13 protein-coding genes and 4 tRNA genes are annotated in these 16,651 nt (G+C 37.1%); 3 read left to right on the top strand and 14 right to left on the bottom strand.

The window, feature by feature from the left end; genetic code table 11:
* Positions 1-148 precede the first annotated feature (148 nt).
* On the top strand, positions 149-1,249 hold the full coding sequence (locus V7124_RS07710; RefSeq protein WP_335487694.1) for an AAA family ATPase: 1,101 nt from the start codon (positions 149-151) through the stop codon (positions 1,247-1,249).
* A complete protein-coding gene (locus V7124_RS07705; RefSeq protein WP_335487691.1) occupies positions 1,242-2,030 on the top strand; it encodes a hypothetical protein in 789 nt (262 codons plus the stop codon). Before V7124_RS07710 ends, V7124_RS07705 begins: the two co-directional genes overlap by 8 nt.
* Positions 2,031-2,307: 277 nt before the next feature.
* Here the strand turns inward: V7124_RS07705 and rlmH are convergent, their stop codons facing one another.
* From rlmH to V7124_RS07640, 13 genes are all read right to left on the bottom strand, one after another.
* Entirely contained in the window at positions 2,308-2,787 is a 480-nt protein-coding gene (gene rlmH / locus V7124_RS07700) for a 23S rRNA (pseudouridine(1915)-N(3))-methyltransferase RlmH (RefSeq protein ID WP_335487688.1), read from the bottom strand.
* A gap of 219 nt (positions 2,788-3,006) precedes the next feature.
* Positions 3,007-4,239 carry a S1C family serine protease gene (locus V7124_RS07695; protein ID WP_335487685.1) on the bottom strand — a complete coding sequence of 411 codons (1,233 nt, stop codon included), beginning with the start codon at positions 4,237-4,239 and terminating at the stop codon, positions 3,007-3,009.
* Positions 4,240-4,365: 126 nt separating this feature from the next.
* A complete protein-coding gene (locus V7124_RS07690) occupies positions 4,366-5,160 on the bottom strand; it encodes an MBL fold metallo-hydrolase (RefSeq protein WP_335487682.1) in 795 nt (264 codons plus the stop codon).
* 6 nt (positions 5,161-5,166) lie between these two features.
* On the bottom strand, positions 5,167-5,964 hold the full coding sequence (locus V7124_RS07685; RefSeq protein ID WP_335487679.1) for a two-component system regulatory protein YycI: 798 nt from the start codon (positions 5,962-5,964) through the stop codon (positions 5,167-5,169).
* Positions 5,951-7,276, bottom strand: coding sequence for a YycH family regulatory protein (locus V7124_RS07680; protein WP_335487676.1), 1,326 nt, complete (start codon positions 7,274-7,276; stop codon positions 5,951-5,953). The genes V7124_RS07685 and V7124_RS07680 overlap by 14 nt, the downstream gene beginning before the upstream one ends.
* A complete protein-coding gene (gene walK, locus V7124_RS07675; protein WP_335414922.1) occupies positions 7,273-9,099 on the bottom strand; it encodes a cell wall metabolism sensor histidine kinase WalK in 1,827 nt (608 codons plus the stop codon). Before walK ends, V7124_RS07680 begins: the two co-directional genes overlap by 4 nt.
* Before the next feature lie 8 nt (positions 9,100-9,107).
* Positions 9,108-9,818: a response regulator YycF gene (yycF, locus tag V7124_RS07670; protein WP_335414919.1), complete on the bottom strand. Its 711-nt coding sequence runs from the start codon at positions 9,816-9,818 to the stop codon at positions 9,108-9,110.
* A gap of 219 nt (positions 9,819-10,037) precedes the next feature.
* The gene (locus V7124_RS07665) at positions 10,038-11,495 is read right to left on the bottom strand and encodes a M23 family metallopeptidase (RefSeq protein WP_335487673.1); all 1,458 of its coding nucleotides are present in this window, start codon (positions 11,493-11,495) and stop codon (positions 10,038-10,040) included.
* Between the two features lie 392 nt (positions 11,496-11,887).
* Positions 11,888-11,960: transfer RNA gene (locus V7124_RS07660), tRNA-Phe, on the bottom strand.
* Positions 11,961-12,005: 45 nt separating this feature from the next.
* A tRNA-Asp gene (locus V7124_RS07655) sits at positions 12,006-12,082 on the bottom strand.
* 42 nt (positions 12,083-12,124) lie between these two features.
* Positions 12,125-12,199 (bottom strand) — tRNA-Glu (locus tag V7124_RS07650).
* Positions 12,200-12,225: 26 nt separating this feature from the next.
* Positions 12,226-12,301, bottom strand: a tRNA-Lys gene (locus tag V7124_RS07645).
* Positions 12,302-12,430: 129 nt separating this feature from the next.
* The gene (locus tag V7124_RS07640) at positions 12,431-13,723 is read right to left on the bottom strand and encodes an adenylosuccinate synthase (protein ID WP_335414913.1); all 1,293 of its coding nucleotides are present in this window, start codon (positions 13,721-13,723) and stop codon (positions 12,431-12,433) included.
* Positions 13,724-13,917: 194 nt separating this feature from the next.
* On the opposite strand from V7124_RS07640, the gene V7124_RS07635 reads away from it, so the two are divergent.
* Entirely contained in the window at positions 13,918-14,820 is a 903-nt protein-coding gene (locus tag V7124_RS07635) for a nuclease-related domain-containing protein (RefSeq protein ID WP_335487671.1), read from the top strand.
* 462 nt (positions 14,821-15,282) lie between these two features.
* Here V7124_RS07635 and dnaB read toward each other — a convergent pair whose 3' ends face one another.
* Positions 15,283-16,632, bottom strand: a complete 1,350-nt coding sequence (dnaB, locus tag V7124_RS07630) for a replicative DNA helicase (RefSeq protein WP_335414907.1) — start codon at positions 16,630-16,632, stop codon at positions 15,283-15,285.
* Positions 16,633-16,651: the final 19 nt, after the last annotated feature.

The raw sequence follows: 16,651 nt of genomic DNA, 5'->3' as shown, positions 1-16,651 counted from the left end.
AGTAAAGTACAATTTAACTAAATAAGTGGACTAAAAGAGGGATATTAATTGTTTTTAATATTCCTTTTTTAGTCAGGAATTACACTAAAAGTACAGAAACGCTTAACGGAGAGAAAAAATCATTAAACAATACAAGGGAGGGAATAAAATGTTAATTGAATTTAGAGTTAAGAACTTTAAAAACTTTAATAGTGAATTGGTATTGAGACTCGATCAAATAAAAAACTATGAATTTAGCATTGATGCTATTAGAGAAGGCATTATAAAAACGAGCCTTGTTTATGGAAAAAATGGAAGCGGTAAGTCTAACCTTGGTCTCGCACTTTTTGACATTACTCTAAATTTAACGGATAAAGAAAAAAATCTTACAAACTATAGACATTATCTTAATTTAGAATCCAAAGAAAAAATTGCCGAATTTTGCTATAAATTTAAGTTTGGTTCCTCAATATTAGAGTATAAATATGAAAAAGATGCTCCGGATAGGATTTTAAAGGAAGAACTATTTATCAATAATCATAGAGTTATATTCTACGATCACATAAATAAACTAAATGATGTTCAACTTAAAGGAACTGAAACTCTTAACAAAGACTTAAATGAAAAAAATATTTCATTTGTAAAATACATTAAAAACAATACAGTTCTAGCGGATACAGAAGAGAACTCAGTCTTGGATAAATTTCTTAATTTTGTCGATAATATGCTGCTTTTCAGTTCTTTAGAAAGAAACCATTATCAAGGCTTTCGTAATGGAAATGGTTCTATCGCAAAGGAAATTATTGAAAGAGGCAAATTAGAGGATTTTCAGCAATTCCTAAATAATGCAGGATTAAATTTCAAACTTATTGAACATGAAGTGGACGGGGAAAAACAATTATTTTGTGACTTTAATGGCAGAATAGCAAACTTTTTCAGTATTGCCTCAAAGGGCACTCGATCACTCTCATTATTTTATTTTTGGCTAATTGAACTAAATAATGTGTCATTAGTATTCATAGATGAATTTGATTCTTTCTATCATAATAAACTGGCAAGACGTGTTGTTAAAGAGGTTTTAAAAACAAATGCTCAAGCAATTATCACAACCCATAATACTAGTATTATGGATAATGAACTTTTAAGACCTGACTGTTATTTTAACCTTGTTAGGGGAGAAATTAATTCCTTTGCATTTTCAACTAGCAAAGATTTACGTAAAGCACATAATATAGAAAAAATGTACAAGGCTGGTTCATTTGATGAGTAAGGAATTAATTGCTATTATTTCTGAAGGTGAAAAAACAGAAAAACAAATTATTGAAAATATTAAGAAAAACTTTTTTAGTGATGATCAAGAGATTGAATTTCTCCCCTTTAGAACTAATATATATGGATTATGGGACGTTCTTAAAAAGGATGAGTTTGAAACGGATATTATTGAGGTTTTAAAAGAAAGAGAATCCGATATAGCAGAAAAGTTTAAGGACCTCAGTAAAAATGACATTTCTCAAATTTTTCTTTTTTTTGATTATGATGGTCATGCAAAAAAAAATGAAGATGATGCAGATGACATTGTAGCTGAAATGATAGAAATATTTAATAATGAAACAGAACTTGGAAAAATCTATATCAGCTATCCAATGGTAGAGTCTTTAAAACACCTTAAGAAGAATGAATTAGACTATAAACAAAATTGTGTACCTGCTAAAGAGAATATAAGGTATAAAAATATTGTATCCGAACAGTCAGATTATCAAAATTTAACTTTATTTACATTGGATGACTGGTATTTTATTTTAAGGCAAAACCTTAAGAAAGCAAACTTTATTCTGTTTTCAATATTTGAACTACCCAACCTCAATTTCATTGACTATCAAAACACTTTTAACCAGTCTTCAATATTTAAATATCAGCGAAAAAATTTTATTAATGTTAATCAAACTGTGGCTGTTTTAAGTGCATTTCCTTTCTTTTTAATTGATTATTTCGGTAATAATTTTCTTACTAAAATAACAACAATAGAAGACCCTCATACTTCAAATGTATAAAGGGATTTCTTTTTCTGAGACACATGCTTAATAATTTACCTAAAGAAATTTGAATTAAATACGATTATAAATAGGATTTTACTAATCAATTCTTGGTTATAGGTAAATTACTATAAACAGGTATATTTTTTTCCAATGCCAAAGGAAAAAATATACCTATTTTCTTTGTTTAGGAAAAATTTTTTTCGAGATTAAAAATGATTTTTCTCACGATCTTAGGAATCCAGACATAAATTTTTCATAGTATTATTTATTATTATGCCTCCTCTAACCTCATTTACTTGTGATACGGTTCCCCCCGGTTAATCCGAAAAGCCCGATAAATCTGCTCCACCAGAATCAATTTCATCAATTGATGAGGAAAGGTCATTTTTGAAAAAGAAAGCTGTTCGTTGGAACGTTTTATTACCTCATCGCTCAGACCCAGTGACCCGCCTATGATAAAAGCAATTTTACTTTTCCCATAGGTAGCCAATTTATCTAATGTATCAGCAAGCTCCTCGGATGATTGCATTTTTCCATTGATTGCAAGTGCAATGACATATGTATCCTGGCTAATCTTAGCTAATATTCGTTCGCCCTCTTTTTGTTTTACTTGAACCATTTCTAACTCACTTAGAACTTCTGGTGCTTTTTCATCCGCTACCTCGATAACTTCTACCTTGGCATAGGCTGATAATCTTTTTAAATATTCGTCAATCCCCATTTTTAAATATTTTTCTTTTAATTTGCCAACCGTGACAATTGAGATATTCACAATCCACAACCCCCATTTTTAATTTACAAACAGTTTACAAACACGTTATCCACAGAAGTTATCCACATATCCACATTTTTTATCCACATATTGTATGGAATCATTTGTTCGCCACAATATATACAGTTCGATTTTAAATCTATTCACATCCTGTTGATAAGTTATCCCCTGCAATTTTCGATAAAAAGCAGAAAGGCTTTTACACCTTTCTGCTTTATTCTAGGCCTGCTCTTCAGCTAATGTGATGCTAGTTGTTTGCAGCTTTCCTTCACGGTAATACTTTATTTCCATTTGCTCGCCGATTTTTTTCTCCTGGTATAGATGCTTTCTAAGATCAATGACGTCATGTATTTTTTTGCCATCCAGCTCAACAATGACATCCAACTCTCTTAAGCCTCCCTGTGCTGCAGGTGAATTATTGACAACTTGACGAAGAGCTACTCCATAAGTGATATCGCGAGGCAGCTTTAATGCCTCTTCCTGATAATATCCTGGGATCTCAGCTACTGATTTTAAATCGACTCCCATATAAGGACGTTTTACCACACCAAATTTCTCTAGGTCATTAATAATCGGTCGCGCATAGTTTATCGGAATCGATAAGCCAATCCCCTCCACTGCATTTTGTGCAATTTTCATTGAGTTGATTCCGATAAGTTGTCCAGCAATATTAATCAATGCACCACCGCTGTTACCAGGATTAATGGCAGCATCTGTTTGTAATACTTCCGCGTTCCAGTCCATGATCCCATCCTGATTGATATCAACTGGTATCGTCCGATTAATTCCGGAAATAATTCCTTGTGTAACAGAACCAGAGAAAGTCGCTCCTAGAGGGTTACCAATCGCCATAACCGGTTCACCCATCTTTAATGCTTCAGAATCACCGAACTCAGCAATTTTCTTCACTTTGCCGGCATCAACTTCAAGGACCGCTAAATCTGTCCATACATCCCCACCAAGCAATTTAGCGGGTATCTTCGTGCCGTCATTAAGGGTAACTTCTAAATGCGTAGCACCTTCAACCACATGCTGGTTGGTTACGACATATGCCTTATTTCCTGCCTTTTTATAAATAACACCTGACCCCGTTCCCGCCGGTCCTTGATTATCGCCGGACTCATCATACCAGAAGTTGGTCGTCTGGATATTATTAATTCCCACTACCGCATCAGCAGCCTTATCAATTGCTTTTGTTGTGTCTGTTTGTACATCATAAGATACCTGTTGTTGAATAAAATTATCTTGATTTTTGTTATTACCTCCAGCAGGTTGATTTTGATTTGGTGAAACATTGTAGGGAAGGAATCCCTGGTTAGATAATGTAGGAATTGAAATGACAACTAGCATGGCCCCAATTACCGCACCAATAATACTTGAAAAAAGGTAGCCCCTTCCGTTCCCACTCTTTCTTTGGTAACGCTCTTGTGAATGATCATCATAGTAACCCATTTTCACCACGTCTCCCTTTCATAAGCAACTAATTTATATTTTGGCTTATACTTACAATTATACTCTTTAAGGGTGAATTTTATAAAAAAAAAGAACAAAGATACCCATCGAGTATCTTTGTCCCCCTTACACTGCAGTAAGAATCGTTGGAACCTTCGGATCTGTATCATAGAGGTCAAATTGCTCTCCGACGATTAATCCTTGGCCTTGCAGCGTTTGCGCCACTGCCATTCTTGCCAAGTCCTTCATATTATTGTCAAGACTTAAATGAGCCAGGTATACCCTCTTTGTATTGTCACCAATGACTTCACTCATCGCAATCGCTGCATCTTCATTTGATACATGGCCAAGATCACTTAAAATCCTTCGTTTAATACTCCAAGGATATCTTCCCATCCTTAGCATTTGCACATCATGATTTGACTCAAAAATATAGGCATCTGCATTTGAAATAATGCCCTTCATTCGGTCACTTACATAGCCAGTATCCGTAATCAAGACCAATTTTTTTCCGGAATGATGGAATACATAAAACATTGGTTCTGCAGCATCGTGTGATACACCAAAGGATTCAATATCAGTAGATCCGAAGCTTTTTACACTTTCAGTACTGAAAACCATTTTTTGTTCTAATGGTATATCCCCTACCAAACGATCCATTGCCTGCCATGTTTTTTCATTCGCAAAAATGGGTAACTTGTATTTACGTGCCAAAACACCAATCCCTTTAATATGATCGCTGTGTTCATGAGTCACGAAAATTCCCGATAATTTACTGATATCACGATCTATATGTTGAAAAAATGCCTCCATTTGTTTGCCGCTAAATCCTGCATCTACCAAAAAGGAGTGTTCGTCTGACTCTACATAAAGCGAATTCCCCGTACTTCCGCTCGCTAAAATGCTATAACGTAATGACATTTTCTTTCACTCCACATCCCTAGTCTCATCGCTGTTAAATTGGATGATCTGTCCCTCTAGTGCATTGACATAAAGGCTTTCTTTATCATCTACTACAAAACGCCAAGTAGGCGCTAAAGCCTGCGAAGCTGCAAGCTGAATTAATGTTGAATAGCCCAGCTCCACTTTCGTAATTTTGCTTTTTGACTTCAAGACACCCTTTTGATGCAAGGTTTCCAATGCCTTTAATGGCAGGAGGATTTCCTCTCGATCAGTCATTTTTTCAATGTCTTCCAAAAAGGTTTGCTCATAGGAAATGATTTGATTTTTATCATCAATTTGAAAAGTAATCATTCCGCTTAAATTTTCATATAAAGTCATATTCTCATATTGTTGTAAGTAAATAATCGTATTATTTTTATCGTTTTTCTTCCAAAATTGATATTGGTCACCGTACAAAACATTATCCTTTATAAATGGAGCAAGTTCGGCTGCCTCAAATTTTGTATTTATGGTGATTGGCTTTTCAAGCCTCACTAGTAATGTTGTACTTGGTTCTTTCAGAATCACCGTTTGCCCCTTAAGTTTCGCTATTTCATCCTTTGTAAACAGTTTAGGCTTGGCGCTAAGATATTGCCCCTTTATCGGTGCTTTCGGCAGCTCTTTATAGCTAATTTCATCTGCCTCTAGCTTTTCTACAATAGAGGTCTCAGTAATGATTTCATATTTATTAGCATCTCGAATTTTCATAAATTGAAATAATAGATACACATCTAAAATCAAAAACGTTAAAATAAAAATTGTTTTAATTTTACTCCAATCCATGTAAAATCCCCCCTAGGTCTTCCTTCGTGATTTGTCCCCATTCTTGGTTATATCGATAAAACCAAGAAGGTTCTAGGAGGATTAGTTTATTTACATCTTGAGCCCTTGTCATTCGGTACCCTAACACAAGTTGATCCAGTAATTCCGGTTTAAAACTCCTTCGGCTTTTAAGGAATTCTAATGCCTCTGATCCTGATGGAACGGTTACCTTTGCCATTTCTGTAGTTAACGGCAGCTCTAGCGCTATATTCGGTCTAACATATTTTGTAATCTCATTTCTGCCCCATACTTCTTGAATTTCTGACATTCCACTTTCATTAAAAACAGGATAACCATCAGTACTATATAAACGGAATTTGACAGATTTCCGCTTTTCATCCTTTGCAACATACCGATATGGGTCTGTCCATCCGCCATGACCATTAATAAAGTCAATGCTTCTCATTAATAAATCATACGAGTTCTCAACATAATTGGACTCTGCGTTAGGATTAATGTAGAGCAGCATATTTGTATTAGAATCTACCGTCATTTTACTAGAAACGTCACTATATTCTTCAACCTGGGAGATCGTTCCTCTTTGAACGAAACTCGGATCACTAAACAAGGCCTCTTTAAATGCCTCCGAGTTAAGGACGACCGGCAAGTACTTATATTCCATCATTTCCAATTTTCCATCAGGGATGAAAATTGTCCGCTGTTCTGATGCATCAAAGGCAAAGTACGCTTGATATTCCACAGCATTTTTAAAAAAATTCCGATTAAACTCATTTAATAAACCTGGCGATATATGACTCATGTAAACCTTTTGATAATCGGATGAAACAAAATAAACAATCCCATTACCCTTTTCAGAATTCTCAACATTAATAATAATTCGGTTAAAATTAAAGGCAGGAATTCTCTTTTCCTCAAATTTTAATACACTACGATAAATTTCAATTGGAACATCGGCAGGAAATACAATTTCTGCATTACCATTTCCATGGACCAATTCTTTAATGTTCTCAACATTATCAGAATAATTTTCGACGTCGTAAAAGGACCATTTCCTTATTTCATCCATCATTTTATCTAATTCCACTGCATTGGTTGTTCCATAGTGCTGGCCATTATGATGAAAAAGCACTAAATCAGGCGTAATAATCTCCTGGAGCTCCTGTTTTTCTTTCAATGTTACCTCGGCAACATAATCATCGCTGCTTTCCATCATGTCAAAATTAGGCTGGTAGGTCCAAAGATTCCAAGTTAAAATTATGCTAACCAAGATTAGAAATATTAAAATCACTGATTTACTATTTTCGTATTTCATGACCATTCATCCTCTTCAGATTGCTCGTATGGCAGTGAAAAGGAAACCTTCGTACCTTTGCCTTCTTCACTTTCAGCCCAAATGACGCCCCCATGAACATAAACCATTTCCTTGGCAATCGCTAAACCTAATCCTGTACCACCTAATTTTCTCGTTCTTGCTTTATCGACTCGGTAAAAACGTTCAAAGATTTTTCCGATATTCTCCTTCGGAATCCCCACACCCTGGTCAGAAACACTGACGATAATTTTTTCGCTTTCCTCTTTAATTGAAAAGGTCACTAGTCCACCTTCAGGGGAGTACTTAAGGGCATTCGAAATGATATTGTAAAGGACCTGGGTCATCTTATCTTCATCAATTTCTACAAAAATCGCGTGGTCAGGAAGCTTCCTTTTAAAGCCTACATTTTGGTCCTTCGCCATTTCAAACCGATCAATAATTCGGTCATAGAAATCAACAAAGTTTACCCATTCTTTATTCAGTCGATAATCTGTACTATCTAATTTAGAGAGCTGCAGCAGGTCATTCACTAGTCGGATCATTCTCTCCGTTTCAGTCCGAGTTACCTCTAAGAAATTAGGAGCAATCTCTTCATCCTTCCAAGCACCATCTGCCAATGCCTCTAAGTAGCTTCTCATTGTCGTGAGCGGCGTTCTTAGTTCATGTGATACATTCGCTACAAACTCTCTTCTTTCTGCTTCTATTTTTTCCTGGTCTGTTATATCATGAAGGACTGCAATCAATCCATTGACAAAACCTGTCTCTTTTTGAATAACAGAAAAGTTAGCACGTAAAATATATCGTTCTTTTTTTGTACTATAATCTAAAATCAATGAATCCTTTTCCTCTAATAAATCCTCAAATGTATTGGTGTCCGTTAACCCTAATAAAGAAACAATCGGTTGTGAGAGAACTGTTTCACGTGAAACATTCAACATCTCTGCTGCCGGTTCATTGATTAACATGACTCTGCCTTTCCGGTCTGTCGCAATCACACCATCTGTCATATAGGATAATACAGAAGAAAGCTTCCTTCTTTCGCCTTCAGTCATAGCCTGAGCCTCTAGCAGCTTTTTCGTTAAATTGTTAAAGGTCATCGCTAACGTTCCTATTTCATCCTGACCATATACTCGTACCTTCCGCGAAAAATTCCCCTTCGCCATGGCCATGGCTTGCTTTTTCATATCGGTAATCGGTCTAGTAATCGTTTGGGCAAGAAGGATTCCTAAAATAGCAGTAATAGCTAAAGCAATTCCCGTTCCTGTCGCAAAAATACCATTGATCGTTTTCATTTGGGAAAATACATTTTCTAACTTTGCCTCCAAATAAATCGCGCCAATTACTTGACTGCCTGATTGAATGGGAGTTGACAACACCCAAATTCGATGACCGCTTTTTTGATCAATTTTAATAATGCTTTGATCCTCCGCCAAGTTAATCGATTGGGTAATCTTAAGCTCCGTTGTCCTTTGACCAACTACTCCTTGATTATTGGGGTTAGAGGTTCCAAGGACTTTACGAGATTTCCCATCAATCACTTTGACCTCATAGATATCAGCAGATTCAAAATCACGAAGTATTTTCCTAATTTCATCTTCGAGAATCGGGTCCTCAGGGGTTCTTTTCTTTTCCATCTCTTCGACCACATTATAAGCAAGTAAATTAACACGTTCCTTTATGGAGGTTTGAAAATTAGTCCTTAAGGTCTCTTCAAGCTGCCGAACAAAATAAACACCAATAATCTGCATCGCTACTAAAATAAGCAGTACATAGATAATGACGAATTTTACATGGATAGATTGAAAAAAGCTAACCTTTTTCATGAAGGGTTTTACTCCTGATCTGGGTTACGTAAATAGTAACCCACCCCTCTGCGCGTAACGATCCACGTAGGATGGCTTGGATTATCCTCAATTTTTTCACGCAAACGACGGACAGTAACATCTACTGTTCGAACATCTCCGTAATAGTCATAGCCCCACACGGTTTGCAGCAAGTGTTCCCTTGTCATTACCTGGCCGATATGTTTCGCCAAATAGTAAAGCAGTTCAAATTCACGATGCGTTAATTCAATGGTCTCACCGCGTTTTGAAACTACATAGGCATTCGGATGTACCGTTAGTGAACCAACTTCAATCTCGTTTGTTTCTACTTCCTCATCACTCTGTGAGATAACCACTTGATGACGACGTAAATTTGCCTTTACTCTGGCAATTAATTCCCTGGTACTAAAAGGCTTTGTCACATAGTCATCTGCACCAAGCTCAAGTCCTAATACCTTATCTATTTCCGAATCCTTGGCAGTTAGCATAATAATCGGCATATCATATTTCTTGCGGACTTCACGGCAAACTTCCATTCCATCCTTTAACGGCAGCATTATATCTAAAAGAATTAAATCTGGCTGTATTTCTTCCACCATCGTGATGGCTTCATTTCCATCATAAGCACTGTAAACATCGTAACCCTCTTTTTTTAAGTTAAATTGCAATATATCCGCAATCGGTTTTTCATCATCCACTACGAGAATTTTCTTTTCCATACCTATTGCTCCTTTGATTTAAAATCGAATGTTTAAAAAGACTCTTGTCTTAAACTTTGTTGCTTTTTATAATCGTTGCGAAATCGAGCTTTAAAAATAAAATGTCATTTCTACTCTAGTTAACTTTACCATGGTTTCGTCCGTAATTCACGTATTAGTAGTATTTGACAAAGAAAGAGCCACTAGTACTAGCTAGAGGCTCTAATGTTAATTTTTATATTATTTTAAATAACCAAGCGGGTTTTGAAGAGCTCCATTTTTATATACTTCAAAGTGTAAATGTATTCCAGTTGAATTTCCTGTTGAACCCATTACACCAATGGCTGACCCTTGTGATACAGTTTGACCGACACTAACACCAATAGATTCAAGGTGAGCATATACAGTACGGATCCCATTTTGGTGGTCAACAACGATTTTGTTGCCATAGCCGCCGTCCCAGCCGGCTGATACTACTGTACCGTTATCAGCTGCCTTTATCGTTCTGTTGCTTGGTCTAGCGATATCAATGCCTTTATGACTTTTTCCCCATCTTTGGCCTTGCTGACTGGAAACATAACCACCAGATGTTGGCCATGCAAGATTACCATTGCCACGTGACGGAATAACCTTAGTTCCTTTTACAACAATATGATTAATCGGTTGTGAAAGTACAACCTCACTCGTTACTTCATTGCTGATCGTTATTCCATTTTGTGTCGAAACTCGGTAGTTAACAGAACGTTCGCCATTTTGTCCTTGTTGCTTCACTTTTGTTTCACCTTTTGGCATAGATTCATCGTTAACTGTTTCATTTGCGTACGGAATAGCTTCTTTTTGATTAACTTCTTTTTGAACAATAATCTCAAGATATGGTTTTAAAGCCGTAACATTAACCTCTTGGCCAATTTTCACCACAGTGTCTTCAGTAAGTCCAGGGTTTAATGCAATAAAGTCCACTAATGTTAAACCATGATTATTCGCAATAGCTCCTAGAACATCGCCTTCTTGGGCTACATATTTCTTTTCTTCTAACGTACCCTTTTGTAAAAGTGTTACAGCCTCTTCAGCAGTCATGATTTTATCAGGAGTAACTTTTTCTGTTTCTAATGAAACATTTTTTGATACGGTAACGTCTAATATACGAGTTTCATTTTCAGCTAGTGGTGGCAACTCTGCTGTAGGTGCTGCTTTTCTAGCTTCTACCTCGTTTAGTTGTTCTTGGGTTACATAGGTAAGTTTAAGTCTATTGATAACATCTTCAGCAGTTTCTTTATTTTTCAAATAAACTACTGGCTGGCCATCAATGACAATAGAGGAAGCTTCTGCTTGAAGCTGGATTGCACTCTCTAATTTTTTTGACACTTCAGTATTATTTGCTGTTGAATGAAATACTTGCTCTTTTATGTACTCAATATCCGAGCCAAATTTCAGATCCAAATCCTTCATGGATTCATTGAACTTGTCTTCCTTTTCTTCAACGATTTTTTTGACAACTTCTTTATCTGAAACAGTTCCTATATATTGTTGGTTATGATAAACATGATAAACAGTTGTTAACTTAAATGAACCAGCAGCACTTGCTGAAACTGTGCTAAATAGTAATGCCGAAGCCGCAAATGCGGTTATAACGACAGTTTTTAAAGATTGTTTTTTCTCTAATTTACTTGATTTTTTTCCTTTATTAAAAAATAACATTGGAATCCTCCTAAATTACGGAAACAACTCTCTTAATCTAGTGCTTTCTAACCACAAAAAGAAATTTCCCTCTTTTTCCACTCTATAACTTTAACATATTTCAAATAGAAATAATGATTAGTCTTGATAATGTAACAAAATTGTATAATTCCCGACATTTTACGCAAAAATTCTACGTTAAAGTCATGAAAAAATAATATGCTATTTTTCCTATTTTCATAGGTATAAGTTATTAGATCAACGTTTTTGGGAGGTAAATATTAATACCTACATTTTAAAAGTGAAAAAAAACCCGAAAAACGCTTGTAAATAATTGGATGTTTTTTTACAACAACATTACAATTGTTACACATGAAAAAAGAAGCCTACAATTTGTAAGCTTCTTTTTTAGATGGCGCAGGACGGAATCGAACCGCCGACACAAGGATTTTCAGTCCTTTGCTCTACCGACTGAGCTACTGAGCCAACTTTTAGGATAGTTCCTAAAACATAATCCATCGTAAGATTAAGTGGCGGTCTGGACGGGACTCGAACCCGCGACCTCCTGCGTGACAGGCAGGCATTCTAACCAACTGAACTACCAGACCAATTTTTTAATAAAAGGTATTTTCGCTTTTGCGAAAAAACATTGGTGACCCCTACGGGATTCGAACCCGTGTTACCTCCGTGAAAGGGAGGTGTCTTAACCGCTTGACCAAGGGGCCATATAAAAATTTTTCTTTTAAAAACTTGGTGAGCCATGAAGGATTCGAACCTTCGACCCTCTGATTAAAAGTCAGATGCTCTACCAACTGAGCTAATGGCTCGTACTTTAAACTATTTCGTTTGTGACGACGCTTTTTATAATAGCATGGCTTGTATCCATTGTGCAATACTTTTTTAAAAAAAGTTTTATTAAAAGTCAAAGCCCTCTGAAAACGAGGGCTTTTTATTAATTAAATTTGTCTCCAAGGACTACGAACTACGTTTGTTTGATTGCGATCTGGTCCTACGGAGAAGGTTGTTAACGGAATCCCTGTAAGCTGTGTTACCCGCTCTACATAATGGCGTGCATTCACAGGTAGTTCATCTAACGACTTAACTCCTGTAATATCCTCAGCCCAGCCAGGAAGTTCTTCATACACTGGCTCACACTCAGCTAAAACCTTTAAGCTAGCAGGATACTCGGTAATTAATTCACCTTTATAGCTGTAAGCCGTACAAATCTTCAATGTTTCGATTCCTGATAAGACATCAATGGAATTCAAAGAAAGATCTGTTAGACCACTGACACGACGGGCATGGCGGACAACCACACTGTCAAACCAGCCAATTCGGCGTGGACGTCCCGTTGTTGTACCGTATTCGCGACCCACTTCACGGATTTGATTACCAATTTCATCATGTAATTCAGTTGGGAACGGACCGTCACCGACACGAGAAGTATAGGCTTTACAAACACCTACAACATGGGTGATTTTTGACGGACCTACACCAGAACCAATGGTAACACCGCCCGCAACTGGGTTAGAAGACGTTACGAATGGGTATGTTCCCTGGTCAATGTCCAGCATAACTCCCTGTGCACCTTCAAATAATACCCGTTTGCCTTCATCCAATGCGTCATTTAAAACAACAGATGTATCACAAACATAATGTTTAATTTGCTGGCCATATTCAAAATACTCATCAAGGATTTCTTCTTTAGTGAAGCCTGTTGTCTCATAAATACGTTCGAATAAACGATTTTTTTCAGCTAGGTTTCGTTCGAGCTTTTCTTCAAAAACATCACGTTCAAGCAGGTCAGCAATTCTGATACCAACACGTGCTGCCTTATCCATATAAGCAGGGCCAATTCCTTTTTTCGTGGTTCCAATTTTATTGGCACCCTTACTTTCTTCCTCCACAACGTCAAGCTTCAAATGGTATGGCAGGATAACATGTGCGCGATTGCTAATCCGGAGATTATCCGTCGTAATTCCTTTTTCGTGTAAATAAGCAAGTTCAGTGACAAGTGCTTTCGGATCGACAACCATCCCATTGCCGATTACACAAATCTTTTCTTTATAAAAAATCCCAGATGGAATTAAATGTAGCTTATATGTTTCCCCATTGAACTTGATGGTATGACCTGCATTATTTCCACCTTGATAACGAGCGATTGCCTCTGCATTTTCAGAAAGAAAATCGGTAATTTTACCTTTTCCTTCGTCTCCCCATTGTGTACCAACTACCACTACTGACGTCATATAGGCACCTCCAAATTAAATACGTTTTTCTTTTTCCAAACACAAGTTTAACAATTAACAACGCTAAAAGTCAATAAAACACGAACGATTTATAGTAAAACATTAAAATATGTTCGTAAAATATTATTTTGGGAATCTAGCTTGTAAAGGATATTGGTTTTTCATAAAATGGTATCATAGGAAGGAAGTGCTATATGATATTTAGACAGAGGCCAGAAAATAAGGTATTGATTCTTTTAAGGCTTTTAAATTGTCGAATGGTGTTTAGCGAGAGTCAAGCTCTAACCTTCTTCACCATTGAAAAAGGCTATGAGGGGGAGTTAATAAGTGATGCCTGGCTCAAAGGGTTAACCGACGAGTGGCTGATCCTAAATGATTTATTATTTGACTATCATGGTTCACGCTTCCAAATTGACACCTTACTTATTGCTTATGAAAAGATATACTTATTGGATATTAAATACTGGGAAGGTGATCACACTATTAAAGAAGATAAGTGGTTTACTCCGACAGGAAAGCCTGAAAAGAACCCATTCCACCAGTTGGAACGGTGTGAAACCTTATTTCAAAGAATGCTGCATGATTTAGGTTTTCATTATACGATTGAATCCTATTTAATCTTCAACAACCCCGAGTTTCATTTATATACCACCTCAATAAATCCTATCATTATTTTTCCAACACAGCTTAATCGTTTTTTGAAAAAGTTAAATACTAAACCGGTCAAGCTAAAAAAAAGTTACCATGAGTTAGCACAGCGACTGGTTGACCTCACAATTGAAGAATCTCCTTATAAGAGAATATTCCCCTATACTTATGAACAACAAACGAAGGGAGTTACCTGCCCCGACTGTAATACCTTTTTTACTGACGAATTCATATGTAAGAATTGTGGGTACATAGACGAGGGAGAAGCGGCGATATTGAGGAGTGTAAAGGAGTTTATACTGCTTTTTCCAGGAAGGAAGGTAACTACAAATGAGATATATGAGTGGTGTGGTGGAATTAGGTCAAAGAAGGTAATTCGGAGGGTGCTGGCTAAAAATTATAAACTGGTTGGACATAGTTTGAACTCTCATTTTGTTCCGCGAAACTAATTTAAGTTCGATAAAATTCATTTTTAGTACTTTAATTACCTTTTTTTAAGTAAAAGGATCAGAACTCCCTGATTACCATCTAGTGTTTTTTTTACCCCACATGGTAATCAGATGGTTTCTCTGATTCCCTCCAACCCAGTTTTCCACCCTCAAAGGTAATCAGATACCTCATCTGATTACCTCAAACCCGGTTTTCCATCCTCAAAGGTAATCAGATAGGCCAGCTGATTCCCTCAATCCCGGTTTTCCATCCTCAAAGGTAATCAGATAGGCCAGCTGATTCCCTCAAACCCGGTTTTCCATCCTCTGAGGTAATCAGATATCACTTTTGATTCCCTCTACGCCCTTTTTATCTCTTGAAGGGAGTCAAAATCAATTCTAAAATACCTTTTTTAGTAAACCCTCCCAGCCAAACACAAAAAAAGCCAGCCAAATGAATGGCCAGCTTAGCTTTCTTAAAGTTTAAGCACTTGGATCGTACCGTGTCTCCAAGTTTACGAACTTATTGTATTCTTTTACAAAGGCTAGTGCAACAGTGCCTGTTGGGCCGTTACGCTGCTTGGCGATGATGATTTCGATGATATTTTTATTCTCGGATTCTTTATCATAGTAGTCATCACGGTATAAGAAGGCAACAATATCCGCATCCTGCTCGATTGAACCGGATTCACGAATATCGGACATCATCGGGCGTTTGTCCTGACGCTGTTCGACACCACGGGAAAGCTGGGATAGTGCAATAACCGGAACCTTAAGCTCACGTGCTAGCTGCTTGAGGGAACGGGAAATTTCCGATACTTCCTGCTGACGGTTTTCGCCGGCACGACCGCTTCCCAAGATAAGCTGCAAGTAATCGATTAAAATCATGCCTAAACCATGCTCTTGTTTCAAGCGGCGGCATTTGGAGCGAATATCACTGATTCTAACTCCTGGAGTATCGTCTATAAAGATACCTGAGTTTGAAAGTGCACCCATGGCCATTGTCAGCTTGCCCCAGTCATCATCCGTAAGGGAACCGGTACGCAGCCTTTGTGCATCGATATTTCCTTCCGAACAAAGCATACGCATAACCAGCTGCTCGGCACCCATCTCCAGACTGAAAATCGCCACATTTTCTTCTGTTTTTGTCGCAACATTGGCGGCAATATTCAAGGCAAAGGCTGTTTTACCAACAGAAGGACGAGCACCAACAATAATTAAATCATTGCGCTGGAAACCTGCTGTCATTCGATCAAGTTCAGCAAATCCAGTTGAAATACCGGTAATGTCCCCTACGCGGTTATGCATTTCTTCGATGTTATCATAGGTACGAACCAAAACATCTGTAATATTGTGGAAAGAACCAGCATTTTTCCGCTGGGCAACAGCAAGGATATTTTTTTCAGCCTCGCTTAAAAGTGCTTCGACTTCGTCTTCTCGTGAATAGCCATCCGATGCAATTTCTGTTGCTGTCCGGATTAACCGTCTTAATAAAGACTTTTCTTCTACGATTCTCGCATAATATTCAATATTCGCTGCAGTAGGGACGGATTGTGCCAATTCATTTAAATAACTAACACCGCCTGTGTCTTCAATTAGCTTTGCTGCTGCTAATTCCTCGGTTACCGTTACCAGGTCAACTACCTTACCTTCGTCATTCAACTTCAGCATGGCATTAAATATCTTTTGATGAGAAGCTCGATAAAAATCTTCAGGTATTAATATTTCAGAAGCTACGGTTAGAGAAGATGGCTCTAAAAAAATTGCACCTAATACCGCCTGTTCCGCTTCAATATTTTGCGGTGGCAGACGATCTGCATATAAATCGCTCATCTATCAAAACCTCCTATTT

It is taken from the genome of Neobacillus niacini, assembly GCF_036961885.1.
Taxonomy (GTDB): Bacteria; Bacillota; Bacilli; order Bacillales; family Cytobacillaceae; genus Neobacillus; species Neobacillus niacini_H.
The sequence above is the reverse complement of the archived record's forward strand: the minus strand, read 5'-3'. Positions and strand labels throughout refer to the sequence as shown.

Bases quoted from the DNA above. Each gene is read 5' to 3' on its own strand.
- V7124_RS07680 (WP_335487676.1), bottom strand. From the start codon at position 7,276: ATGAAATACGAAAATAGTAAATCAGTGATTTTAATATTTCTAATCTTG.
- V7124_RS07690 (WP_335487682.1), bottom strand. From the start codon at position 5,160: ATGTCATTACGTTATAGCATTTTAGCGAGCGGAAGTACGGGGAATTCG.
- V7124_RS07635 (WP_335487671.1), top strand. From the start codon at position 13,918: ATGATATTTAGACAGAGGCCAGAAAATAAGGTATTGATTCTTTTAAGG.
- V7124_RS07705 (WP_335487691.1), top strand. From the start codon at position 1,242: ATGAGTAAGGAATTAATTGCTATTATTTCTGAAGGTGAAAAAACAGAA.
- V7124_RS07695 (WP_335487685.1), bottom strand. From the start codon at position 4,239: ATGGGTTACTATGATGATCATTCACAAGAGCGTTACCAAAGAAAGAGT.
- V7124_RS07640 (WP_335414913.1), bottom strand. From the start codon at position 13,723: ATGACGTCAGTAGTGGTAGTTGGTACACAATGGGGAGACGAAGGAAAA.
- V7124_RS07685 (WP_335487679.1), bottom strand. From the start codon at position 5,964: ATGGATTGGAGTAAAATTAAAACAATTTTTATTTTAACGTTTTTGATT.
- V7124_RS07665 (WP_335487673.1), bottom strand. From the start codon at position 11,495: ATGTTATTTTTTAATAAAGGAAAAAAATCAAGTAAATTAGAGAAAAAA.
- dnaB (WP_335414907.1), bottom strand. From the start codon at position 16,632: ATGAGCGATTTATATGCAGATCGTCTGCCACCGCAAAATATTGAAGCG.
- V7124_RS07710 (WP_335487694.1), top strand. From the start codon at position 149: ATGTTAATTGAATTTAGAGTTAAGAACTTTAAAAACTTTAATAGTGAA.
- walK (WP_335414922.1), bottom strand. From the start codon at position 9,099: ATGAAAAAGGTTAGCTTTTTTCAATCTATCCATGTAAAATTCGTCATT.
- yycF (WP_335414919.1), bottom strand. From the start codon at position 9,818: ATGGAAAAGAAAATTCTCGTAGTGGATGATGAAAAACCGATTGCGGAT.